22 protein-coding genes and 1 tRNA gene are annotated in these 23,895 nt (G+C 66.5%); 9 read left to right on the top strand and 14 right to left on the bottom strand.

The window, feature by feature from the left end:
• Positions 1-8 precede the first annotated feature (8 nt).
• Complete coding sequence (locus ABH915_RS01055; protein WP_370116825.1) at positions 9-878, top strand: rhomboid family intramembrane serine protease; 870 nt, start codon at positions 9-11, stop codon at positions 876-878.
• A gap of 1,142 nt (positions 879-2,020) precedes the next feature.
• Here ABH915_RS01055 and ABH915_RS01060 read toward each other — a convergent pair.
• Both ABH915_RS01060 and ABH915_RS01065 read right to left on the bottom strand, forming a co-directional pair.
• Positions 2,021-2,626 (bottom strand): DNA-3-methyladenine glycosylase I, encoded by a 606-nt coding sequence (locus ABH915_RS01060; RefSeq protein WP_370116828.1) that lies wholly within the window; start codon positions 2,624-2,626, stop codon positions 2,021-2,023.
• A 104-nt stretch (positions 2,627-2,730) separates the two neighbouring features.
• A complete protein-coding gene (locus tag ABH915_RS01065) occupies positions 2,731-2,985 on the bottom strand; it encodes a cell division protein CrgA (RefSeq protein WP_026266806.1) in 255 nt (84 codons plus the stop codon).
• 177 nt (positions 2,986-3,162) lie between these two features.
• Here ABH915_RS01065 and ABH915_RS01070 point away from each other — a divergent pair, with 177 nt between their 5' ends.
• Together ABH915_RS01070 and ABH915_RS01075 are read left to right on the top strand one after the other, a co-directional pair.
• A complete protein-coding gene (locus ABH915_RS01070; RefSeq protein WP_370116832.1) occupies positions 3,163-3,930 on the top strand; it encodes a class E sortase in 768 nt (255 codons plus the stop codon).
• A 170-nt stretch (positions 3,931-4,100) separates the two neighbouring features.
• Complete coding sequence (locus tag ABH915_RS01075) at positions 4,101-4,742, top strand: aminodeoxychorismate/anthranilate synthase component II (protein ID WP_018775653.1); 642 nt, start codon at positions 4,101-4,103, stop codon at positions 4,740-4,742.
• A gap of 66 nt (positions 4,743-4,808) precedes the next feature.
• Here the strand turns inward: ABH915_RS01075 and pknB are convergent, their stop codons facing one another.
• The 7 genes from pknB to ABH915_RS01110 are packed head-to-tail and all read right to left on the bottom strand — an operon-like array spanning position 4,809 to position 14,532.
• On the bottom strand, positions 4,809-6,779 hold the full coding sequence (pknB, locus tag ABH915_RS01080; protein WP_370116836.1) for a Stk1 family PASTA domain-containing Ser/Thr kinase: 1,971 nt from the start codon (positions 6,777-6,779) through the stop codon (positions 4,809-4,811).
• Between the two features lie 6 nt (positions 6,780-6,785).
• Positions 6,786-8,621 carry a protein kinase gene (locus tag ABH915_RS01085; protein ID WP_370116839.1) on the bottom strand — a complete coding sequence of 612 codons (1,836 nt, stop codon included), beginning with the start codon at positions 8,619-8,621 and terminating at the stop codon, positions 6,786-6,788.
• Positions 8,618-10,075, bottom strand: coding sequence for a penicillin-binding protein 2 (locus tag ABH915_RS01090; protein ID WP_018775650.1), 1,458 nt, complete (start codon positions 10,073-10,075; stop codon positions 8,618-8,620). The genes ABH915_RS01085 and ABH915_RS01090 overlap by 4 nt, the downstream gene beginning before the upstream one ends.
• Positions 10,072-11,517, bottom strand: a complete 1,446-nt coding sequence (locus ABH915_RS01095; RefSeq protein WP_370116842.1) for an FtsW/RodA/SpoVE family cell cycle protein — start codon at positions 11,515-11,517, stop codon at positions 10,072-10,074. The genes ABH915_RS01090 and ABH915_RS01095 overlap by 4 nt, the downstream gene beginning before the upstream one ends.
• A complete protein-coding gene (locus tag ABH915_RS01100; protein ID WP_370116845.1) occupies positions 11,514-13,301 on the bottom strand; it encodes a PP2C family serine/threonine-protein phosphatase in 1,788 nt (595 codons plus the stop codon). The genes ABH915_RS01095 and ABH915_RS01100 overlap by 4 nt, the downstream gene beginning before the upstream one ends.
• 2 nt (positions 13,302-13,303) lie before the next feature.
• Entirely contained in the window at positions 13,304-13,786 is a 483-nt protein-coding gene (locus ABH915_RS01105) for an FHA domain-containing protein (RefSeq protein ID WP_018775647.1), read from the bottom strand.
• Positions 13,783-14,532 carry a DUF3662 and FHA domain-containing protein gene (locus ABH915_RS01110; protein WP_018775646.1) on the bottom strand — a complete coding sequence of 250 codons (750 nt, stop codon included), beginning with the start codon at positions 14,530-14,532 and terminating at the stop codon, positions 13,783-13,785. The genes ABH915_RS01105 and ABH915_RS01110 overlap by 4 nt, the downstream gene beginning before the upstream one ends.
• Positions 14,533-14,916: 384 nt before the next feature.
• Between ABH915_RS01110 and ABH915_RS01115 the strand changes: the two genes are divergently transcribed.
• A tRNA-Leu gene (locus tag ABH915_RS01115) sits at positions 14,917-14,999 on the top strand.
• A gap of 198 nt (positions 15,000-15,197) precedes the next feature.
• Here ABH915_RS01115 and ABH915_RS01120 read toward each other — a convergent pair.
• Positions 15,198-15,890 (bottom strand): TetR/AcrR family transcriptional regulator, encoded by a 693-nt coding sequence (locus ABH915_RS01120; protein WP_370116850.1) that lies wholly within the window; start codon positions 15,888-15,890, stop codon positions 15,198-15,200.
• Between the two features lie 194 nt (positions 15,891-16,084).
• On the opposite strand from ABH915_RS01120, the gene ABH915_RS01125 reads away from it, so the two are divergent.
• The 4 genes from ABH915_RS01125 (at position 16,085) to ABH915_RS01140 (ending at position 20,659) form a co-directional block, all read left to right on the top strand.
• On the top strand, positions 16,085-17,473 hold the full coding sequence (locus tag ABH915_RS01125; protein ID WP_018775644.1) for an NAD(P)/FAD-dependent oxidoreductase: 1,389 nt from the start codon (positions 16,085-16,087) through the stop codon (positions 17,471-17,473).
• Positions 17,474-17,527: 54 nt separating this feature from the next.
• Complete coding sequence (locus tag ABH915_RS01130; protein ID WP_370116853.1) at positions 17,528-18,466, top strand: universal stress protein; 939 nt, start codon at positions 17,528-17,530, stop codon at positions 18,464-18,466.
• Entirely contained in the window at positions 18,463-20,037 is a 1,575-nt protein-coding gene (locus tag ABH915_RS01135) for an APC family permease (protein WP_370116856.1), read from the top strand. The genes ABH915_RS01130 and ABH915_RS01135 overlap by 4 nt, the downstream gene beginning before the upstream one ends.
• 139 nt (positions 20,038-20,176) lie before the next feature.
• Entirely contained in the window at positions 20,177-20,659 is a 483-nt protein-coding gene (locus ABH915_RS01140) for a pyridoxamine 5'-phosphate oxidase family protein (protein WP_370116859.1), read from the top strand.
• Between the two features lie 54 nt (positions 20,660-20,713).
• Here the strand turns inward: ABH915_RS01140 and ABH915_RS01145 are convergent, their stop codons facing one another.
• Both ABH915_RS01145 and ABH915_RS01150 read right to left on the bottom strand, forming a co-directional pair.
• Positions 20,714-21,352, bottom strand: coding sequence for an NADPH-dependent F420 reductase (locus ABH915_RS01145; RefSeq protein ID WP_370116862.1), 639 nt, complete (start codon positions 21,350-21,352; stop codon positions 20,714-20,716).
• 52 nt (positions 21,353-21,404) lie between these two features.
• The gene (locus ABH915_RS01150; RefSeq protein WP_370116864.1) at positions 21,405-22,037 is read right to left on the bottom strand and encodes a hypothetical protein; all 633 of its coding nucleotides are present in this window, start codon (positions 22,035-22,037) and stop codon (positions 21,405-21,407) included.
• 198 nt (positions 22,038-22,235) lie between these two features.
• Between ABH915_RS01150 and ABH915_RS01155 the strand changes: the two genes are divergently transcribed.
• Complete coding sequence (locus ABH915_RS01155) at positions 22,236-22,613, top strand: VOC family protein (protein ID WP_370116866.1); 378 nt, start codon at positions 22,236-22,238, stop codon at positions 22,611-22,613.
• 29 nt (positions 22,614-22,642) lie between these two features.
• Here ABH915_RS01155 and ABH915_RS01160 read toward each other — a convergent pair whose 3' ends face one another.
• The gene (locus ABH915_RS01160; protein ID WP_370116869.1) at positions 22,643-23,251 is read right to left on the bottom strand and encodes an NADPH-dependent FMN reductase; all 609 of its coding nucleotides are present in this window, start codon (positions 23,249-23,251) and stop codon (positions 22,643-22,645) included.
• 141 nt (positions 23,252-23,392) lie between these two features.
• The gene (locus ABH915_RS01165) at positions 23,393-23,797 is read right to left on the bottom strand and encodes a DUF5997 family protein (RefSeq protein WP_018775636.1); all 405 of its coding nucleotides are present in this window, start codon (positions 23,795-23,797) and stop codon (positions 23,393-23,395) included.
• Positions 23,798-23,895 lie beyond the last annotated feature (98 nt).

Consider the following 23,895-nt stretch of genomic DNA (forward strand, 5'->3'; position numbering starts at 1 on the left):
CCCACACCATGAGCTACGGAATTCCGGCGGCAGAGCCGTCCGCAGAGGTCCCGGTATGCCCCAGGCACCCGGACCGGCCCGCCTATGTGCGTTGCCAGCGGTGCGGGCGCCCTGCGTGCCCCGACTGCCAGCGGGCGGCCGCCGTCGGATTCCAGTGCGTTGACTGTGTCAACGAAACCAAACGCACGACGCCGGCCGTCAGGACCGTCTACGGCGGCGCCGTGACCGCCGGCAAACCCGTGGTCACGTACGTGATCATCGCGCTGTGTGCCCTTGTCTATGCGCTGCAGTGGATAGTCCCGAACGACGGGATCTACCAGGAACTGGCCTACGCCCCCGCCCTGACTGGCGTTGAACCGTGGCGGATGCTCACCTCGGCGTTCCTGCACTCGCAGGGATTCCTGCTCCACATAGTCCTGAACATGTACACGCTGTGGATTTTCGGCCAGATTCTTGAGCCGCTGCTGGGCCACGCCCGCTTCCTGGCCATCTACCTGCTCTCGGCCGTCGGCGGCTCCGTCGGCTTCCTTCTGCTGACCCCGGTGTATCCGGCGAACGGGCCGGTGGGCCTCGTCGGCGCCTCCGGAGCCATCTTCGGCCTGTTCGGCGCCCTGCTGGTGGTCCAGCGTCAACGCGGCGGCGAAGTCCGCCAACTCCTGGTCCTGATTGCCATCAACGGCGTCATCGGCTTCATGGTCCCGCAGATCGCCTGGCAGGCCCACCTCGGCGGCCTCGTCACCGGCGCCCTGAGCGCCGCCGTCATTGCCTACACCCCCCGCGGCCCCCGGCAGACCCTGCTGCAGGCCATCGGCCTCGCCGTGGTCCTGGCCCTGGTGATCGCCGTGTCCGTCGTACGGATGGCCGGCGCCGGCGTCTAGTCCGGTCCTGCCGACGATCCAGGCCGCAAACGGCCGCCCGGGTGCCCTTCACTGTTCCCTGGTTTTTCTCTCGCTGTGTTCCTTGGCCGTTCCCCCGCTGGTCCCTCCCTCTGTGGACCTCTCCCGGTGCACACGCTGTCCGGGCCGCCACGTCTGAATTCACAGGCGCGGATCCGAAAGTTTTCCACAGTGGTTATCCACATTGTTAATAACTTACAAGCGTGTAGTTCACGGTGGCGACCCGGGTCTGACCGCCCGGGCTGGCGATTTTCCGGCCTGGAGGCGACGCGGCGGACCGGATCTCCACACCTGTGGATAACTTCTGTGGGTTGCCCTGTGAGTAAGTGGACAACTTTGCGCGCTGAGGGCCTGTTGCCTTGCCCGGGCGGCGCCAGGCCGGACCCGGCCCCCGCCGCCCCACAGCACGCGCCGCAGGGCGACTGCCTGACCTCCGTTCAAGGTTCCCGAACCGGACCAGCTCTGTCGCGTTCCGGACCGGACTGCACGCCGCACGCCCGCGCTCTCCATGCGGCCCAGCAGCCGGTCGCCGGAGCGCTGCCAGCGTGTGCGGTGTGTCCCCGCCCGCAGGTCTGCCCGCCAGCCCGCGGCGGGAGCCGGACACTATGGGCCGCGGACCTGCCGCGGTGTGTTTCAACAGGGTTATTCACAGTGTTAATAACTTGATGGTCTGAGCATCTGCGGGAATTCACCCGGCTCATGGCCCCGCAGCGGGGATTGCGGCTCCGAATCCCCGAACGTTATCCCCAGCTGTGGATAACTTGTGGGTAGTGGGCTGTTATTAAGTGGATAACTCGGCCGGTGCGTAGGTGTCGGGACAGGCCACCTTGTTGTATGGCCGCCGTGCTCCAAGGCGGACGCACGTGCGGCGTGCGGCCGGGGCCGCGGCGCCATCCGGGGCCTGTTGCCCGGACCGGTGAGCTTGTCCACAGGAAATCCACATTGTTAATAACTTACAAGGGTGTAATTCAGGTCCGGCCGGGAATCTCATCAGTGGCTTTGCGCCCCGCCGTGGCCTCGAAACTCAGCCGAACCGCATGAAGACCCGGAAACTTATGAACAATGTGGATAAGTTTCCCCAGACTTGTGCACAGCTGTGGATAAGGAGGCGGGACGCCGCCGGGTCACTGCGGCCAGACGCCCGATGACCCGCGCCGGTGGCTGTCCAGCAGATGGGTGTCCACCATTCCGATGGCCTCCATGAGCGCGAACATCGTGGTGGGTCCGACGAAGGCGAAGCCCTTCTTGCGCAGCGCCTTGGAGAGCGCGATGGACTCGGCAGAGGTGGTGGGGACCTGATCGAGGGAGCTTGGCCGGGGTGTGGCGGCCGGCTGGAACGCCCACACGAAGTCAACCAGGCCGCCTTCGTCCCTCAACGCCAGAGTGGCCCGGGCGTTGGTGACGGTTGCCTGGATCTTCAGCCGGTTCCGGACGATCCCGGCATCGAGCATGAGCCGCTCCACATCGGCGTCCGTGAAGAGCGCCACCAGTTCCGGGTCGAAGTCCTTGAACGCCGCGCGGAAAGCGGGCCGCTTGCGCAGGATCGTCGCCCAGGACAGCCCCGCCTGGAACCCCTCGAGGCTGATGCGTTCGTAGAGGCCCTGTTCATCCCGGACGGGCATGCCCCACTCGGAGTCGTAGTACTCGCGCAGCATGGGATCCACGGCCGCCCACGCCGGCCGCGCCAGTCCGTCGTCGCCAATGGTTGAGCCGTTCACTGCCGGAGTCATCTGGATTCCTTCGTTGGGCCGGGATTAATGCCGTGGTTTAACGGTGGCGGGCCGGCACACTGTGTGTACCGGCCCGTCAGGGATGTGCGCCGCGCGGGCCTGGTTCAGGAACGCCAGCGTGTGGTCATCAGGAAGCCGATGATCGCGATTCCAAAGCCGGCGACGATGTTCATCGAGCCCCAAGCCTGAACCGGGAAGGCGCCCTCGGTGATGTAGAACGTGATGATCCACAGCAGGCCAATGATCATCAGGCCGAACATGACGGGCTTGAACCAGACCGGATTGGGCTTGTAGGCCTCCGCGGCAGAAGTCTGCGGGGCCACACGGGCAGTCCTTTTACGCGGCTTCGACTCGGGCACTGATCCTCCTTGGCGGGCTGGAACAAGAGCGGCAAATGTGGCTTGGTATCCTGCAGGAAGCGAGGCCCCCGCCGGCCAACGCGCTCTTGGTCAAGTTCAAATTCATTTGTCGCACAATTCTAGCTGTAGTTCCGGCCACACCGTGGACCCCGGAACCGCCTTGGAGGAGAACCCGCAGTGCTGGAGTTGGAGCAAGGATCCGGCCGGACGGCTCGCGGCCGCCGCGGGCCGGTCCTGCGCACCGTCCAGGTCGCCGGCGAGCTGCTCATGACCGCGGGTGCCATCGTCCTGCTCTTTGTGGCGTGGCAGTTGTGGTGGACGAACGTGGCCTCCGATGCCCGGCAGCGCGAGGTTGTGCACGACTTTGCCCGCGGGAATGGAGCAGCCGCTCCCGCGGCGCCCGGGCTGCCGGCGGCTGGTGCCGCGGAACCCGACGCCGCGCCCGAACCGGCGGAGGGCGCGACTATCGGCATCCTGTATGTTCCCCGTTTCGGCGCCGGATACACGCGTCCCATCGTTCAGGGAACCACCCCGGCAGTGTTGGACACCCTGGGCATCGGACACTATCAGGGCACGGCCATGCCAGGGGCTGCGGGAAACTTCGCCGTGGCCGGGCACCGGCAGACCCACGGCGCCGTCCTGGACCATATCGACGCCCTGGTGCCCGGCGACCGGATCTACGTCCAGACCCGTGAGGGCTACTATGTCTACGTGTTCCGGAACAGCCAGACAGTCCTCCCGTCGCGGACCGACGTCCTGTTACCGGTGCCAATGCGGCCGGGGGCCGCGCCGACGGAGAGCTACCTGACCATGACGAGCTGCAACCCGCGGTTTGGCTCCGAGGAACGCTTTGTGGCCTACGCCCTGCTGGAGCGGTGGCAGTCCCTTTCCGCCGGACCGCCGGCTGAAATTTCACGGGCGGCCCGCGCGGCCGGGGCCGGCTGACGCATGTATGGCTGGCTTTTCCGCCGCCTTCCCGGGCCCTTGTGGCTCAGGATTGCGACCGCGCTGGTGCTGGTGGCCGGAGCACTGGTATTGATGGTTCAGTTCCTTTTTCCCTGGCTGGCGCAATTCACCCAGTTAACAGATTCAACGATTGGTTCAGCAAGGCACCCATGAGCACAACCAAGATCCTGGTCGTAGACAACTACGACAGCTTTGTCTACACCCTGGTCGGCTATCTCCAGGAGCTCGGTGCGGAGACCACCGTGGTCCGCAACGACGACGTCACGCTCGCCGAGGCGATCGAGATGGCCGAGGCGCGGGACGGGGTCCTCATCTCTCCCGGTCCGGGGAATCCGGCGGGGGCCGGCGTCTGCATTGAGCTGATCAAGTGGTGCGGCAGCCACGAGAAGCCCATGCTGGGTGTGTGCCTGGGGCACCAGGCGCTGGCGGAGGCCTACGGCGGAACCGTGACGCACGCTCCCGAACTGATGCACGGCAAGACTTCGCTCGTCGAACACCATGGAACCAGCGTCTTTGCGGGGCTCCCCTCGCCCCTCACGGCCACCCGTTATCATTCGCTGGCCGCTGTCCGCGAGAGCATCCCCGAGGTCCTGGAGATCACCGCGGAAACGGGCACCGGTGTGGTGATGGGCCTGCAGCATCGCACCGCCCCGCTGTGCGGCGTCCAGTTCCACCCTGAATCCGTCCTGACCGAAGGCGGCTACCAGATGCTCGGCAATTGGCTGGAGTCACTCGGCATGGCGGGCGCTGCCGAACGGGCAGCGGACCTGAGCCCGCTCATCAAGCACTGACCCGGCACTGCACGTGACGGCGCGGACAGTGCGGCGGCCGCCGGCACGTTCGGTTCCCCGACCGGATTAGGGGAACAGTCCGCCAAGGGCTGCGTCTTCTTTCGACGCGCTCTTGGTGGGCGACGGCGTGGGCGACGGCGGTGGAGGCGGAGCCGGTGCCTTCGCCACGGTCACGGTGATGGTCTTGCCCTGTTCCACGAGCGAATCCGCGGCATCGGCCTGGCCTGTCACCTTGCCAGGAGCCACCTGGGAATTCTCCACTTCGGTGGCCTTGAGCACCAGGCCCTGCTCCTTCAGTTTCGCTTCCGCCTCCGCCAGCGGCAGCCCGATCAGCTGCGGCACAGCCACCTTGCCCGTGGAGACGACGATTTCGACCGGGTCCGCCACGGCCACAACCTGGCCCGGGGCCGGGTTGGTGGTGATGACAATGCCGACCGGAACCGTGGGGCTGTTGGACATCTTGGTGGTGAGGGCGCCAGTCAGTCCCGTTTGGTGGAGAAGATCGCGGGCGGCCGCCTCGGTCCGGCCGGGCAGGTCCGTCGGGATGGTGATCGCGCTGGGGCCTTCGGAGATGTTGAGGATGATGTCCGAGTTGGCGTCCATGGAACTCCCCGACGTCGGCACGGTGCCAATCGCGGTGCCTTTGGGGATGCTCTCGTGCTGCAGCCGTTGGAGCTGTGGCTTGAAGCCTGCGTTGTACAGCCTTTGCAGGGCCTCCGATTCCGTCAGGGACGTCACTGTGGGAACCAGCACCTTGGTTGCCTGTGGCGGGGCCTGATTCATGAGGTTGTACAGCCAGAGGCCGCCGCCGGCCAGCACCAGCAGTGTGAGGACCACGAGCGTCGCGATCCAGGTGCGGCGGCGCGTCTTCTGGCGCGGGGTGTGCTCGCGTTCGACCGGCAGCGCCAGGGGCAGGCTTCCGGTGTCCGCAATGCCATAGAGTTCGGTGCCTGCCGGCTGCAGCACTTCCTCGTCGTCGGGCGTTTCTTCGGCGGGCCGCAGCCGGCCGCCGGGGGAATCGTCGAGGAACTTGGCTCCGGTCAGGGAGAAAGCCGCCGTGGGCGCCAGGGGGTCGTGCCGGGGAACCGCGTTGGTGGGGTCGGTGGGGGCCTCGCTGGCGGACGGCGCCGTCACCGGAACGCCACTGCGTGCGGCCCGCAGGGCGCGGCGGAAGGCGGCGGCGTCCTGGAAACGGTCGGCGCGGTTCTTCTGCAGGGCCTTCATCAACACGCTGTCCAGCGCGGCAGAGACGTCCGGGTTGAGGCTGCTGGCGGGCTCGGGGATCTCGCGAACGTGCTGGTAGGCCACAGAGACGGGGCTGTCGCCGATGAACGGCGGCCGGCCGGTCAGCATCTCGTAGAGAAGGCATCCTGCGGAGTACAGGTCGCTGCGCGCGTCGACCGCTTCGCCGCGGGCCTGTTCCGGGGACAGGTACTGGGCGGTGCCGACGACGGCCTGCGTCTGCGTCATGGTGGCGGATGAGTCCGCCATGGCGCGGGCGATTCCGAAGTCCATGACCTTGACGCTGTTTGAATCCGGGCAAAACATCACGTTGGCGGGCTTGATGTCGCGGTGCACGATTCCGGCCTTGTGGCTGTAATCGAGTGCGGACAGCACACCCAGCGTGAAATCGATCGCCTGATCGATGGTCACGTCCTTGGCCCGCACCATGTCGCGGATGGTCTTGCCGGAAACGAACTCCATCACGATGTAGGGCACCCGGACGCTGTCGTCGTGGTCACCGGGGACCGCGTGGTCCCCAGTGTCGAAGACGGCCACGATCGACGGGTGGTTGAGTGCCGCGACGGCCTGGGCCTCGCGCTTGAACCGGGCCTGGAACTGCGGGTCCCGGGCCAGGTCCGGGCGGAGCAGCTTGACGGCCACGGTGCGTCCCAGCCGGGTGTCGAGGCCGCGGAAAACATCCGCCATGCCGCCACGGCCGATCAGCTCACCCAGCTCATAGCGCCCGCTGAGGACGCGCTGCGTGTTCGCCGGGCGTTCCTCCCTGTGCGACGGAGTGCGGGGTGTATTGCTCATGATCGTTTAGGGTCCGGACTTGGTAGGTGAAGGGGATGTGGTCGTGGCCTTGGCGAGGTGGTAGGTCACGACGCTTCCGGCGGCCACTTTGGACCCGGAAGGAGGCTCGGAGCTGACGAAGGTACCCGGATCTTCATTCTTGTTCGTGGGACTGACATCGGCTCCCTTGGCCCAGCGCAACCCGGCGTCCTGGATAGCCTGCTGGGCCCCAGCCTCGCTGGTGCCTGCCTTGATGGACGGGACCTCGACCATTTCCGGGCCCTTGGAGTAGCTGACGGTGATGGTGGTCCCGGGCTGGACCGGACCGGAGGGGTCGATGTTGGTGACTGTGCCCGGCGTCGCGTCATTGACAACTTCAGCACCGGTGACCTGCAGCCCCTTGCCGATCAGCTCGTTGCGGACCTCGTTGAAAGGCCGCCCCAGGTAGGCATCCGGGATCAGGTTGACCGCTGCCGGGGTGGACTCGGTGGGTGTCGCGGAGGTGGGCGTGGGGGTGGGGGTCTCGGACGGGGAAGCGGACGACGCCGACGGCGTGGCACTGCTCGGCTTCGCGATGCTGGACGTGGCACTGCTCGTGGCCGGACCCTGCGAGGGGAAGAGACTGCCGGCCTGGCTCAGGACCACACCGACCAAGGCGAACACCACCAGCAGGATCAGCGCAATCAGCGGCCACGTCCACGGGCTGCGCCCGCGGCGCTTCGGCTCCTCCGGTTCGTCGTAGTCTTCCTCTTCCTCTTCCTGCACCCAGCTCCGCTCGGCCGCCAGGGCATCGGCGCGGTTGAGCGCGTTGCGGGCGCCGTAGCCGCTGGCGGCGGCAGCGCCGGCTGCCAGGCCCGCGGCTGCACCTGCACCCGCGGCGCCCACGACCGGCAGCGCGGACGTCGCGGACGTCGACTTGTCCTCTGCCGCGTTGGAGCCAATGACGCTGGTGGCCGCTGTGGGGACGTCGACGGGGGCCGTGATGGGTCCGGTGGCTGCCTCGAAGAGCAGCATGCCCGGCACAGCTGCGTGTGCGGCGGCGATATCACCGTTGCGGATGGCCTCGGCCGCCTCAGAGAGCTTGATGGCGTCGGCCGGGCGGTTCTTCGGATCCTTGGCCAGCATGGACATCAGCAGGGCGCGGACGGGCCTGGGCAGCGTGTCCGGCAGCGGCGGCGGTGCGTCGTTGACCTGGGCCAGCGCGATGGCGATCTGGGATTCCCCGGAGAACGGCCGGTGGCCCGTGAGGCACTCGTAGCCGATCACGCCGAGGGAGTAGATGTCCGAGGCTCCGGTGGCGGTCTGCCCCGTGGCCTGTTCCGGTGCCAGGTATTGGGCGGTGCCCATCACCTGGCCGGTCTGGGTCAGCGGAACCTGGTCGGCCAGGCGCGCGATGCCGAAGTCGGTGACCTTGACGCGGCCGTCGGGGGTGATGAGCAGGTTTCCCGGCTTGATGTCGCGGTGCACGAGGCCCTGCGCGTGGGCGACGGCCAGGGCACGCGCCGTCTGCGCGATCATCGAAAGGGTGCGGTCCGGGGACAGCACCTGTTCGTGCTCGATGATGCTGCTCAGGGGCTGGCCCGGAACCAGTTCCATGACCAGGTAGGCGGAACCCTCTTCCTCGCCGTAATCGAAGACGTTGGCGATGCCCACGTGGTTCAGGAGGGCGGTATGGCGTGCCTCGGCGCGGAAGCGCTGCAGGAATCCGGGGTCGCCCGTGTATTCCTCCTTGAGCACCTTGATGGCGACAATGCGGCCAAGGATCAGGTCTTTGGCTTTCCAGACTTCTCCCATGCCGCCGATCGCAATGCGCGTGGTCAGCTGGAATCTGCCGCCGAGGGTGATTCCCGAAGTAGGCCTCACTTATTCAACACCGCCTCAAAAATCTTCTTCGCGTTCGGACTGGTTAGGTTTGCGCCAGTGGTGATGTCTACGCCTTCCATGACGATGGTGACGGCCACTTGCGGGTCGTTTGCCGGGGCAAACCCGGTAAACCAAGAATTGTTCAGGCCGTTGCCGAGTTCCGCGGTACCGGTCTTGCCGGCCACCTGAACACCGGGCACGGCCGCACGGCTGGCGATGCCGTCGTCGACGACGCTGACCATCCACTCGTTGATCTGCCGTGCGATTTCCGGAGTCGTGGCGGTGCGCAGGGCCTGCGGTTTCGGTTCGCTGATCGTGCGCAGGTCAGGGGCGCGTACGGCCTTGATCAGGTTCGGCTGCATCTGCACTCCGTCGTTGGCGATCGCCGCCGTCATGGTGTTGATCTGCAGCGGCGTGGCGCGGACATCGCGCTGGCCGATCGAGGACTGCGCCAGCCCGGCGTCGTCCAGCGGTTCGCTCGGGAAGAAGCTTGGGGCGCTGTCCAGCTTGAGCTGGTCGCCGAAGTCCTGGCCGAAGCCAAATTTCCCGGCCTCGTCTCCGATGGCCTTCTGCCCCAGGTCCAGGGCGATGCTGGCGAACGGTGTGTTGCAGGACTGCTGCAGGGCAAACGCGAACGACGCCGTCGTGCGCGTGTAGCAGTTGCCGCCCGCATAGTTGGGCAGCTTGTAGTCGATGCCGGGGAAGGACATTTCGGCCGGGTTGGGCAGGTCGCTGTCCTTGTTGTACTTGCCCGATTTCAGCGCCGCAGAGGTGTCGATGAGCTTGAAAACTGATCCCGGTGCCAGCAGCTCGCCCGTGGGTCCGGAGACGTTCTGGTTCAGGTTGATCCCGGGGACCTGGTTCAACTCGGTGTAGTTGGCCTGTTCGGCGGCAGCGTCCTGGGTGGCAATCAGGTTGGGGTCATAGGACGGCTTGGAGACCATGGCCAGGACCGCGCCGGTCTTCGGGTTGGTGACCACGATATGCCCGCGAATGCCGTCCGGGATGAGGTCGTACGCCAGCTTCTGGAGCTTAGGGTCCAGGGTCAGCTCCACGGACGCGCCCTTGGGCTGGTTGCCGAGGAACAACTGGCCCACCCGGTCCAGGAACTGCTGGTCCGAGCTGCCGGCCAGGACATCGTTCATGGACTTCTCGAGTCCGGTGAGGCCGTAGTTCTTGGAGAAGTAGCCGGTGACACCCGCGTAGAGCTCCGGCTGGGAGTACGTCCGCTGGAATTTGCAGCTCTCCGTGGCGGGCACGGACTCTGCCACCGGGGTGCCGCCGACAATGATGGCACCGCGGTCGTTGCAGTAGTTCTGCAGGATGGCGCGCCTGTTCCAGGCGTTGGCCTTGAGCTCGTCGGCGCCGACCACCTGCACATAGCTCAGCGCGCCGAAGACCAGCACGAACATCGCGATGGCGGCAATCCATGAATTGCGGATGGCCTGGTTCACAGCTGTTTCACCGCCTCGGTGGGTGCGTCGGGACTGTTTCGGGGATCCGGCGCCGGTTTGGACGGCAGCACGGGGAAGTTCTTGCGGGCACCCGGTTCCTGGCCGGGCGGCAGCGGCGTTGTATCCACCGGGCCGCGCGCGGAGTGCGAAATCATGAGCAGCAAACCCACAATGATCCAGTTCGCCAGGAGCGAGGACCCGCCGGCGGCGAGGAACGGCGTCGTAAGTCCGGTCAGCGGGATCAGGCGCGTCACGCCGCCGATCACCACAAAGCACTGCAGCGCAATCGCGAACGAGAGCCCGGTGGCGAGCAGTTTGCCGAACGCGTCGCGGGTGCCCAGCGCGGCACGGAAGCCCCGGGTGAACAGCAGCAGGTACATCAGGACGATCGCAAAGACGCCGATCAGGCCGAGTTCCTCACCAAAGGAGGCGATGATCATGTCGCTGTTGGCGAAGGGGACCAGGTTGGGCCGGCCCTGGCCGAGGCCGGTGCCGACCAGGCCGCCGTTGGCCATGCCGAACAGGCCTTCGACAATTTGGAGGCTGCCGCCGAACTGCCGGCCGTAGACCTCATCGGTGAAGGCGTTGAGCCAGCCGTCGATCCGCAGGGCCACGTGCGAGAACACGCGGGCAGCGACGAAGCCGCCGACGGCAATCAGCACCAGGCCGATGATCACCCAGCTGATGCGGCTCGTGGCGACGTAGATCATGACGAGGAACAGGCCGAAGAACAGGATCGAGGACCCGAGGTCACGCTGGAAGACCAGCACGCCGATGCTCACGAGCCAGGCGGTGATCATGGGGCCCATGTCCTTGAACCGCGGGAACTGTACCGGGCCGATCTTGCGGCCGGCCAGCAGGATCAGGTCCCGGTTCGACGACAGATACCCGGCAAAGAAGATGGCCAGCGTGATCTTGGCGATTTCACCCGGCTGGAAGGTCATGGAACCGATCTTGATCCAGACGCTCGCACCCAGGACCTCTCCGGCCGAGATGCCGGGAACCAGCGGCAGGATGAGGAGCACGGCGCTGATGGCCAGCGAAATGTACGTGAAGCGGCGCAGGACCCGGTGGTCCTTGAGGAACCAAATGACCGCGATCGCAACCGCCATGGCCACCAGGGTCCAGCGCAGCTGGTTGTTGCCGGTGTCTTCGCCCACCCTGTCCAGCCGGTGGATCATGGCCAGGCCCAGCCCGTTAAGGGCGACCACAAGCGGAAGTATTACCGGATCGGCATATTTTGCGCGGAGCCGCAGCACCACATGGAAGGCGAGGGCGGCCAGCGCGAGGAGTCCGGACTGGAACCAGAAGTCGGTATCGAACGCTTTCTGCCGGTCCACGCCCACGAGTGCCTGGGCGCCGATCCCGACAGCGAGGGCGAGGACCAGGAGGACAAGCTCCACGTTTCGTCGTGGCCTGGGCACGGGGTCGATGGGTGTCATTTGGCCCCCTCGCAATTCGTAGTCGGGGTGGCGGATGGCGACGGCTTGGCCGCTCCAGGGGAGGCCGCGGCACCTGGCGTCGCCGTGGAGCCCGGCTTGGCTGTCGTGCCGGGGGACGGGGTGGCGCCGGCGGCCGTCGCTGCGGGGGACGGGGTGAGGCATTCATCGGCCGGGGCGGTCGTGCCGGTGCGTTCCAGGTTTTTGACGATCCGCTGCGCGTCGTAGAGATCGCGGGCGGGCACCGTCTGGCGCACCCGCTGCTGCGAAAATTCGGGAAGGTCGGACATCTTGATATCGGTTACCGCTTCGAGGGTGGAAAGCTGGATGGGTCCGAGACGCTGCGAGACGCCGTTGAAGATGGCCACATGCTGATCGTGTTCGCCGATGTAGTAGCGCGTCTGGGTCCAGGCGTAGCCAAGCCAGAGCCCGACGGCCAGCAGCGAGACGATCGCTGCGGCAATGGATACCGTGAGCCACCGGCGCGGCCGACCGGCGGGCCTGAAGTCCTCGGCCTCCTCGCGGTCCTGTTCGGACTTGTGCGTGAGGACCGTGGCCGCGCGCCGGGCCACTGTGCGTCCGGCGATGGAAGGAATGGACCCTGATTTCGCTGCTGCGGCGGCGGCCCCGACAAGTTCGTGGGGGCGCATGGAGAGTTCTTCACGCAGGACTTCGGCCGAGAGGTGTTCGCCCAGGTGCGGGTCGGTGGTGGTCTCGGGCTCCTTGCCCTCGGCGGCCTTCTGCGCGGCGGCCGCCGGCGGCGTGCCGCCGGCCGGGGACCCTGTGGCAGGGTCGGCCGGCGGCGGGCCGGATGCTCCTGCCGCCGCGGCCGGCGCGGCGGACCCGGTGTCCTGGGCGGAGTTGTCTTTTGTTCCGGACTCGCCGGGGGTTTTCGCGGCACCGACGGTGCTGCCGGCCAGGGGCCCGGCCGATGCGGCGGGCGCCGACGTCCCGGCGGCTGCGGGCGCGGGAACGACGTCGACGGCGGCGGTTCGGACGTCATCGCGGGTCGGCTCGGCGATGTCGATTACCACCACGGTCACGTTGTCCGGGGCGCCAGCTTCCAGCGTCAGTTCAATCAGCAGGTCGGCGCATTCGCCCAGGTCCTTCGTCTCCCGGACGGTGCGCTCCACGACGTGGCCGGCCACGTAGTTCAGGCCGTCCGAGCAGAGCAGCCATCGTTCCCCGGCCTGGACAGGCAGTGTGTCGAGATCCAGCTCCGGGCTGGCATCGACGTCCCCCAGCACGCGCATGAGGACGTTCTTGTGCGGATGTGTTTCGGCCTCTTCGGGGCGGAGCCGGCCCTCATCGATGAGCCGCTGGACGAAGGTGTGGTCGACACTGACCTGTTCGAACTCGCCGTCGCGCAGCCGGTAGGCCCGGGAGTCGCCGATGTGGGCGAAGTGGAGCTTTCCTTCGGCGAGGAGCAGGGCCGTGACCGTGGTACCCATCCCGGCGAGTTTGGGATTGATGTGGACCAGTTCTGACAGCAGGGAGTTGGCCGTCTGGATTTCGTCGGCGAGGACGGTGCCGGCGTCGCCGTCGTAGTCGTCATGGTCCAGGTGGATCATGTCCAGGACGGTCGCGGCGGAGGCGACGTCGCCGCCGGCATGGCCACCCATGCCGTCGGCAACGACGGCTAGGTGCCGGCCGACGTAGGCGGAGTCGTCATTCTTGGCGCGTATTCGGCCGACGTCTGAACGCGCGGCGTAGCGCATGATGAGCGGCCGCTTCGGGGCAGGTGTTTTGCCTTCGGCCCTGTCTGCGGGAAATTCCGGGGCAGCCATGGCTACGGCCTCAATTCGATGACCGTCTTGCCGATTCTCACGGGGACGCCCAGCTCCACCGGGAGGGCCCGGGTCAGCTGCTGGTCTGCCAGATACGTGCCATTAGTGGAGCCAAGGTCCTCGATGAACCAGCGGCTGCCCTGCGGGAACAGGCGGGCATGGCGGCCCGAGGCGTAGTCGTCCTCCAGGACGAGGGTGGCTTCCTGTGCCCGGCCAAGGAGGATGGGACTCGCCGCGAGGGCGATGGTGGTGCCCTTCAACGGTCCCTCGGTCACGATCAGCTGGCGGGCCTGCTGTTTGACGGGGGCCGGCGGCGGTTCGGCGAGGGAAGGATTCTTGCGCACCTGGCGTGCCGTGGGGGCCCCGGCCGCCGCCTTGCGGCCGATCATCAGATCGCGGCGCATGGCCGAGACGATGCTGAAAATCAGCACCCACAGGAGGATGAGGAACCCGAAACGCAGGGCCGTGATGGTCAATTCGCTCATGCGCGGCCGCCTGGGTGGGCGGGCAGTAGGCGGAAGATGATTTTGGTTCGTCCCATCATGATCGTGGCGCCGTCAGCAAGATCCGAACTGCCCACGATCTTTTGGCCGTTGACGTAGCTGCCGTTCGTGGAGCCGAGATCGATCGCCTGGGCCGTACCAGGCCCAGTCCGGATTTCCAGGTGGCGGCGCGAAACGCCGGTGTCGTCAATAAGGATGTCTGCTTCGGAGGACCGTCCGAGAACGATTGAGGGCGCGTTCAGCGAATAGCGCTGGCCGTCAATGTCCAGTACCGGCTGAAGCTGGGCCGGCTGGCGTGTCGGGGCCGCCGGTACGTTGCCATGGACGCCCGGCTGCGCGGGCACGGAAGGGGCGGAGGCTTTCTCGGTCCGCGACGTGATGTCGAAATTCCCGGCACGTTGCTCCTCATCGCGGCGGAAACTGATCCGGACCGGGCCCTGGAGAGTGTAGCCCTGGCTCCGGACATGGTTGATGACGACGTCGCACAGTTCCTCCGCGAGCGGTGTGCCCCATTCCTGGGCGCGCTGGAAGTCGTCGCTGCTGAGGAGTACGTCAAAAACGTTGGGGGCCAGGGTGCGTCCCGCGGCGATCGTGATGGCCTTGTTGTCCACTTCGGTGCGGAGGCGGCTCGCGATCTCGACAGGCTCAACCTGGGCGCGGGAACCGGTGGAGAAGACTCCGCGGACGGCCTTTTCGATGCCGCGCTCGACTTTGTCCAGCAATCCCATGGTCCTTCTCCTTTCCTGTTGGCTGCAGGGCAGCGCTCGTTCCGGAACTCGGTTTCCAACTTTTGCGAGCCCGCGCTCAGCGGACACTCCTACATCAGATACTACTGGGCGTGTCTGGGAATGGCCTCAACGGACGCCGCGGTGGCGGCGTCAAAATGAGCGGCTGCCGGGCCCTGACGTGCGTGGACACCGCCGGCCGGGCTGCCTCACCGGGTCCCCACGTGACGTCCGGCGGCCGGGCAAATGTGGCCGCCAAACGACCCCAAGCAGGGGGGCCGGGGGCTCGATTGGTGTTTTCCGGCAATTGTCCGTTATGCTTGATCTCGCTGCTTTTACGAGGTTGGCGGTCCGGGAAACCGGCCCTATCCGAGTGGAAGAAGTTGCGCGCGAGTGGCGGAACGGCAGACGCGCTGGCTTCAGGTGCCAGTGTCCGAAAGGGCGTGGGGGTTCAAATCCCCCCTCGCGCACGCAATCGAAAGAACCCCGGTCTTGGACCGGGGTTCTTTCGTTTAACCCACGCGGAGGCGGCCGGCGTCGGGGTTTCCGGGGTTCCCCGCATTCGAAGGCTCAGGCCGGCGTGTTGCGCCGACCCGCCGGTGTTTGGCGGCGTCGGTCCGTCAAAAGTGGGGAAACTCCGCGGCGGACCTACCCCACAGACACCCCCGCTAGGCTGCGCGCAGCGCCCCGAGCCCGGCGAGGAGTGCCTCAAGTCCCATCCTGAAGGCGACATCGGCCGGTTTTTCATGGCCTTCCTCGGCCAGACGCTGGACGGCGGCGGTGAAATGCGGTGTCGACGCGGCCATGGTGCCGGAATCGAAGATGTCCGCCGGCGCCGTGACGTCGTAGGCGGAGCCAAAGATGAAGGATTCGATCGCGACGATGGCCGGGACAATGCGTTCCTGCGGAAAGCCTGCGCGGCTGAAACCGGCGCTGACGGCCTCATACATGGCCAGTGTCTTGGGCGCGTCAGCCACGGGCAGTACGGCAATGACGGGGATCAGCGGGGTGTGCTTGGAAAATACATCGCGGTAGCTCCAGGCCCAATCCCTCACGGCCTGTTCCCAGTCCCCGGCCTCGAAGGCGGTGACGTCCACGAACGAGGTCAAGTGGTCTTGGACGAGGACCAGCACGTCCCGTTTGGACGAGACATGGTTGTACAGCGCTGAGGGCGCCACGTTCAGGGTCCTCGCCAGGGCAGCCATGGTGAACCCGTCGTAGCCGCTCTTGCCAATCAGCTGCAGGGCCGCCGAAGTGATGCCGTTCTGGTCCAGCACGGCCGCGGCGGGCCGTCCCGCGCGGCGGCGGGGCTTGGCGGCGGGGCCGTGCGGATCGGCGGGGGCGCTGGTTGCTGCCGTCATTCCGGGCCTTTCTTCTCTGCTTGTCTACTCTGCCTGGCTGGCGGTGTCGGGGTGAGCCCGTTCTGCCCCTACTTTACGGGCGAAATTCATTAGGCGGAGGGTCTTCCCCGAAGCGCGCTGAAGGTCTATTATTCTAAATGAACGCCATTCATTTAGTGGTCCGCATCACTCTAGCGGCCACGGGGAGGAACATCATGCTGGAACTTGACCGCGACGTCGTCATCGTAGGAGCCGGTCCGTCAGGCTTGACCGCCGCCCGCGAGCTGAAGAAGGCCGGGCTCAGTGTGGCGGTGCTCGAGGCGCGGGACCGCGTGGGCGGCCGGACCTGGACCGACACGGTTGACGGGGCCATGCTCGAGATCGGCGGCCAGTGGGTCTCGCCGGACCAGACGGGGCTCCTGGGGCTCCTGGATGAGCTCGGGCTGCAGACCTATTCCCGCTACCGCGACGGCGAATCCGTCTACATAGGCGCGGACGGCAAGCGGACCCTGTACACCGGTGACACCTTCCCGGTCAGCGAAACCACCGCCGTCGAAATGGACAAGCTCACGGCCCTGCTGGACTCCCTGGCCGCGGAGATGGACCCCGAGGAGCCGTGGGCACACCCCAAGGCCCGCGAGCTGGACACCATCTCCTTCCACCACTGGCTGCGGCAGAACTCAACCGATGAGGAAGCCTGCAACAACATCGGCCTGTTCATCGCCGGCGGCATGCTGACCAAACCGGCCCACGCCTTCTCCGCCCTGCAGGCCGTCCTCATGGCTGCCTCGGCGGGGTCCTTCACCAACCTCACGGATGAGGACTTTATCCTGGACAAGCGGGTTGTCGGCGGGATGCAGCAGGTTTCGCTGCTGCAGGCCGCTGAACTGGGCGACGACGTCGTCCTCGGCAGCCCGGTCCGCACCATCAACTGGGCCGAGGACGCGAGCGGAGGCTACCGTGTCACGGCCGTCTCCGACCGGGCCACGGTGAACGCCCGTTTCGTCATTATGGCCGTGCCGCCGAACCTCTACACCCGGGTGTCCTTTAACCCGCCGTTGCCCCGCCGCCAGCACCAGATGCACCAGCACCAGTCACTTGGCCTGGTCATCAAGGTCCACGCCGTCTACAGCAGCCCGTTCTGGCGCGAAGACGGCCTGTCCGGAACCGCCTTCGGCGCCGGCGCCATTGTGCAGGAGGTCTACGACAACACAAACCACGAGGACCCGCGCGGCACGCTGGTGGGCTTTGTCTCGGATGAGAAGGCCGACGCCATGTTCGAGCTCAGCGCGGAGGACCGCCGCCGCGCCATCCTCGAATCGATTGCGTCCTTCCTCGGCGAAAAGGCCCTGGATCCCGAGGTCTACTACGAGTCCGACTGGGGTTCGGAGGAATGGACCCGGGGGGCCTACGCTGCCAGCTACGACCTGGGCGGACTGCACCGCTACGGCAAGGACCAGTTGACGCCGGTCGGGCCGATCTACTGGTCCTGCTCGGACCTTGCGGCCGAGGGCTACCAGCATGTTGACGGCGCCGTCCGGATGGGGCAGCTCACGGCGGCCAGGATCGTCGCAGCTGCGGACCGCGCGTCCGTCGCCTCGTAGAAAATCCCAACAATTCAGTTGAATGCAGTCCAGTTCAGATAGGAGAGCGGCCAGATGCGTTACGTAGTGGGGTATTCAGCCAATGCCAGAGGCCATGATGCGGTCAATCTGGCCGTCTCCCTAGCGCTCGGGCGGGGGGCGAGCCTGGACCTTGTGCTGGTGGTGCCCGAAGTGCAGCACTCCGGGCACGCCATCGCACCGAAGGCCGGCTTCGAAAATCTGCTCAATGAGCAGGCCCAGGAGTGGCTCGACCAGGCACTGGCGCTGGTTCCATCCAGTGTCCCGGCGCAGGCCCACATCCGCAGCCATGATTCCGACGCGCACGCACTGATCGAGGCGGCCGAGGAACTGGGCGCGGACATGCTCATCATCGGAGCCACCAGCACCGGGATCTTCAAACGGTTCACGGTCGGGTCGGTGGCCAGCGCACTTCTCCACGCCTCGACCGTTCCGGTGGCCCTGGCACCGCACGGCTACTACCGCCAGGAGGCCCTGACCCGGATCAGCTGCGGGCTCGGAACCCGGGCCGGCGCGGAGAAACTGCTCGATTTCGCCCTAGGCATGGCGTCGAACCGGGACGTGCCGCTGCGCGTGGTGTCGCTTCTGGCCCTCGACGGCGGCGATGCGGCCGATTCAGCCGACGCTGCCCGGGAGTATGCGGCCAAGTGCCTTGCCGACGCACTGTCTGCCGGCGGGCCGGAAGTTTCAGGGGAGGCGAAGGCGGAGGCCCAGGTGGAGGCGAAGACGGAAATCGTCGTGGCCCACGGACGCAGCATCGAGGAAGCCGTGGACCGCCTGGACTGGGAAGACGGCGAGGTCCTGTTGATCGGATCCAGCCGGCTTGCCAAGGGCCGGTCCATCTTCCTCGGCAGCACAGCGGGCCGCATTCTGCGCGCCCTGCCGGTGCCGATGATCGTGGTCCCCAGCGGCTATGAACTCAAGCAACTCAATCATTCAGCGTCGAGTGACACCCCCCGAGAGGCACAACAATGAGCGCAGACCATGCGACGCCCAATCCGTCGCACACGGGACAACACACAGGACAGCACACAGGACAAAACCCAAGACAGCACACCGAACAGCAGCACGGACTGAGTGAAAAGGGCCTGAAAGCCGGATCGGTGGGGCTCATCGGCGCCGTCGTCATCGGCATTTCCTGTATCGCCCCGGCGTACACCCTCACGGCGGCCCTGGGTCCCACCGTGGCCGAGGTCGGCGTGCAACTGCCGGCGATCTTCCTGGTGGGCTTTGTCCCCATGCTGCTGGTGGCCTTCGGCTACCGGGAGCTGAACAACGCCATGCCCGACGCCGGGACCTCCTTCACCTGGGCCTCGCGGGCGTTCGGCCCCTGGATTGGCTGGATGGGCGGCTGGGGACTCATCGCCGCGACCATCATCGTGCTCTCGAACCTGGCCGCCGTCGCTGTGGACTTCTTCTACCTCATGCTGGCGCAGATCTTCGGCAATCCCGAACTCGCCGACCTCACCACGAACCTGCCGCTGAATATCGCGACCACGCTGGTGTTCATCGCCCTCGCGTGCTGGATCTCCTACCGCGGCATGGAAACCACCAAGTCCGTCCAGTACGTGCTCGTGGGATTTCAGCTGCTGGTCCTCGCCTGGTTCTCGATCGCAGCGTTCAGCCACGTCGCCAACGGAACCGCCTTTGACGCCACGGCCATCTCCCCGGACTGGTTTAACCCCTTCGCCGTGGGATCCTTCTCCGCCTTCGCCGCCGGCGTTTCGCTGTCCATCTTCATCTACTGGGGCTGGGACGTGACGCTGACCATGAACGAGGAGACCAAGAACCCGGAGAAGACCCCGGGCCGTGCCGCCACGATCACCGTACTGGTCATCGTGATCATCTACATGACGGTTGCGCTGGCCACGCTGAGCTACGCCGGCATCGGCGACACGGGGCTGGGCGCCGGAAACCCGGAGAACCAGGGCAGCATCTTCGCCGTCCTGGCGGGACCGGTGATGGGCCCGTTCGCCATCCTGATGTCCCTGGCCATCCTGAGCAGCTCCGCCGCGTCCCTGCAGTCCACATTTGTCTCGCCGGCGCGCACCCTGCTGTCCATGGGCCATTACCGGGCGCTGCCACAGAAGTTCGGCAGGATCAGCCCCACATACAAGTCGCCGAGTTATGCCACGATCGCCTCGGCCGTCGCGGCCGCCGCGTTCTATGTCATCACCCGGACCACGTCGGAAAACGCACTGTGGGACACCATCACGGCCCTGGGCATGATGATCTGCTTCTACTACGGCATCACCGCGCTGGCTTGTGTCTGGTTCTTCCGCGCCGAGGCGTTCAGCGGAGCCAGGGCCTTCTTCTTCAAGTTCCTCGCGCCACTCCTGGGCGGCGTCATCCTGCTGGTCATGTTCTTCAAGACCGCCTACGACTCCATGGATCCCGCGTACGGATCAGGTTCCTCGATTGGCGGTGTGGGGCTGGTCTTCATCCTCGGCATGGGCGTCATCCTGCTGGGCGTGGTGCTCATGCTGGTCATGGCCAAGCTCCGCCCCGAGTTCTTCAGGGGCAAGGTCCTGACCCGCGGGCACTGAGTCCACTGCCGGTTCAGGGAAGGTTCAGGGAAGGTTCAGGGAAGGTCCCCGTCCGGCAGCCATTGGAAAGTAAGCACACTTACCAATAGGCTGTCCGGAGGGGGACCTTCCTCCGTTTGAACCAGAACGAGGTGAGAGCATGTCGGATGCCGAAAGCATCAGCAAGGTCACGGACATCATCAACGATTCGCACATCGGAATGTTCACCACCATCAACGAAACGGGCGCCCTCGTCAGCCGGCCGCTGGCCGTCCAGGAGGTCAAGGACGACGGCGACATGTGGTTCTTCACGTCGGCGACCACCTCTCAGGTGGCCCACATCCGCGCCAACCCGGCGGTGAACGTCTCCTTCGGCAAGCGCACCGAGTGGGTTTCGGTGGCCGGGACCGCTGAAGTGGTCACTGACCGGAAGCTGATCCACGACATGTGGAATCAGGTGGTGGAGGCCTGGTTCCCGGACGGACCGGACACCCCGGAGGTGGTCCTGCTCCACGTCGACTCGGACTCCGCCGAGTACTGGACCAGCCCGGGCGGCACGGCGGCCACCGTGCTGCAGTGGATCAAGTCCAAGGTGACCAACAGCCGGATGAGCGTCGGCGACAGCGGAACGGTCGAGCTGTAGCCGGCTGAACCTGGCCCGTCGCGCTGAGCCGGGCCGGCGGGGGCGGCTGACTGCCTAGTCGGTGATTTTCAGGCCGGTGCCCCAGTTGAAGGTTGGATACGCGGGGTTAGCCTGCAGCGCCATGACCAGCAACTCGAAGCCCTCGAGTTCGCGGGCGTGGCGCAGTCCGCCCACTTGGAGCGGACGCAGCCCGGCGGCTTCGGCGAAGACCGCAACCTCGTTGCGGGCCTCTTCGGAGTCCGAGGCTATGAAGACATCCATCGGCTGGCCACCGGCCGCACCGGACCCGAGCGGGCCCGCGAAGGTGGTGTTGAAGGCTTTCACCACCCGCGCGCCGGGGAGCAGCGCGGCGATTTCTTCGGCCGCCGACGTTCCCGGGGCAACCACCAGCGAGTCGAAGGTTTCGGTGTCGATCGGATTGCAGATATCCACGACCGTCTTGCCGCTGAGCGTGTCGCCGAAATGTGTGGCCACTTCCTTGGCCGGGCCGAAGTACAGCGCGAGGAAGACGATGTCGCCCTCGGGAACCTCACTCAGGCCGCCGGAGCTCGTAGTGCCGCCAAGTTCAGCAGCGAGCTTGGCGGCATTCTCCGGCGTCCGGTTCAGGATCTGGACGGAACGGCCGGCGGCGACAGCCCGGGTGCCGATGGCCCGTGCCATGTTTCCACTGCCGATGATCGTGATGTCAGTCATGATGGAACCTTTCGAAGGTGGCGGCGAACTGCCGGATCGGCAATCCCGGGAATCAGCCGTGCGCGTGGTCCGGGCCAGGCAGCCCGGCGGCGCTGACACCGGCCGCGCGTTCGGCGGCAGCCAGGGCATGTTCCAGCCGTTCAACGGCCGGGGCGTAGGCGGCATCGGTGCAGGGACGGTCCGTACGGCCGCCGAGGCCCTCGGCGGCCTTGATCGCCCGGATCAGTGCCGCGGTTTCCGGCTGCCGCGTATCGCTCATCGCGGGATAGTCAATCGAAAAACCCGGATCCAGTTCGTACCGCTGCCACCGGGCGAGGGCGCTCCGGTGCCGTGCGGCGGCCGCCTCGTTCAAGAGCCGGGTCTCGCGGCTGGCCCGGCGGGCTTCCTGCCGGCGGAGCAGCCGGGGTGCCGCTGCCAAGGCCGCCAGGGCAGCCCCCACGGCCAGCACCCCGAGCGCCAGGCCGGCCCAGGGCCATGTGGAGGAGGCCAGGACGATGGCGGGCACAATGACGGCGAGTCCGGCGAAAGCGTCCCAAAACGCGCCGTCCGCGCCTTCGGAGGGTCCGTCTTTAACGGCCAGATGCTTGACGGCGAAATAGACCGAGGCGAATGCTGCCCCGGCAACGAGCATGGCGAGGGCCAGGAACTGCCAGGCCGCGAGGGCACCGGATAGTGAAAGCGTCATTGCGCACCTCCCCGGAACGGTCCCGGGCGGGCGCTGTTCCGCTAGTTCCATTGGAATCCCTGGCGGCGGGGCCGTCAATGCCCCGCCGGTCGAGGTGGCGCCCGGCGCCAGCACGGACGTAAACCCAGGGCGCCAAGGCCCGGTGCGAACGCCGCGTCGCGGTTCCGCCGCCGAGCCTCCCGGCGTACCCTAGGGGCCATGCGACTGAAAATGTGCAGCATCCACGTCAAGGATCCAGCCTCGGCCCATGAGTTCTACACCGGCACGCTGGGGTTCGAAACCCTGATGGCGATGCCGGAGCACAACCTCTTCATCGTCAAGGACCCCGATGGCGCCGGGGGCGCCGGACTGCTGCTGGAACCCAGTGACAACCCGATCGGTGCGGCCTACATGAACGGCCTGCACGACGCCGGGATACCCGCGATTGTCTTTGGCGTGCCGGACGTGCGCGCCGAATATGAGCGGCTGGCGGCCAAGGGCGTGATGTTCCAGGGGGAACCGTCCGAGGGGCCCAGCGGGACCAGCGTGGTGCTGGATGACGGCTGCGGGAACTTCGTGCAGCTGCACCAGGACTAGGTGCCGGACCACCGCACCCCGGACGGGGCCTAACGGCTCACCTTGTCCTTGTCCGGGTGCTGGTCGCCGATATGGCCCGGTGCATTGGCGGCCAGGACCCGGGCCACGAAGGAGGCATACTCCTCCATGTAGTGGCGCAGCAGACCGGCCGTGGCCTCGTCCTTGACCTCGCCGTCCTCGCCGTAGACCTCCGGGACGAAGCGTATGTACGCCTCCGGCGCATTCAGCTGCGGCGCGTCGAGGAAGCTCAGCACGCTGCGGAACGAGGACTGCATCACGGCCGTTCCAATGCCGCCGGGGGAGGCGCCGATGATCCCGGTGGGCTTGCGGGCGAAGGAGTTGGTGCCCCAGGGCCGGGATCCCCAGTCGATGGCGTTTTTGAGCGCTCCGGGAATGGACCGGTTGTATTCCGGCGAGACGAACAGGATGCCGTCGGAAGCCGCGATGGCATCCTTGAGGGCCTGCCCAGCAGGTGGGAAAGCGGCATCAAAATCCGGGCTGTACAACGGCAGGTCCCTGATGGGGATTTCCGTGAACTCCAGCTCCGCAGGTGCAAGCCGGATCAGCGCCCGGGACAACGTGCGGTTGATGGAGTTGCTCGAGAGGCTCCCGACAAAATATCCGATCTTGAAGGCCATGGCCTTGTTCCTTCCCGATACGCCGCCGGTGGCAGGTGAATTGGGATACGGAGGGGATCGGACCGGCGGCCCCGAACCATTCCGCGAGCGTAGTCCTGCGTCCGCGGGATGGAAAGAGGGGCCGGGAGAAAGCGCGTGCCGCTATTCGGCCTTGGCGCGGGCTTTCTTGGCGTCCTTCTTGGCGGCCTCGTCCTTGACCCGCTGGGCCTCGGCGCGGACGGCGGCGTGGGTGGCGCGCTCGGCGACCAGCCACGCGGGGGGAGCCTGGAGCAGTGCGGTGATTTCCGCCGTCGTCAGCGCTTCCTCAACACCACCGCGGGCCAGTCCGGCGATGGAGACGTTGAGCTTCTGCGCCACCACGGGGCGCGGGTGCGGGCCGTTGCGGCGAAGTTCCGCAAGCCACTCAGGCGGGTTGGCCTGGAGATCGGCAAAATCAGCGCGGGTGATGGTTGAATCCTGAAACTCCTGGGGTGTCGCCGGCAGGTAGATGCCAAGCTTCTTGGCAACGGTGGCCGGTTTCATGGACTGGGAGTTTGCGGAGGTCATAGTCCAAGGGTATCCGGCCAGAGCACTGCGAGGCACCAAACCAGCACCAAACCGGCACCAAACCGGCACCGGATCAGCACGGTGCCGCCATCGCGGCG

It is taken from the genome of Arthrobacter sp. MW3 TE3886 (assembly GCF_041262145.1).
Lineage (GTDB): Bacteria > Actinomycetota > Actinomycetes > Actinomycetales > Micrococcaceae > Arthrobacter.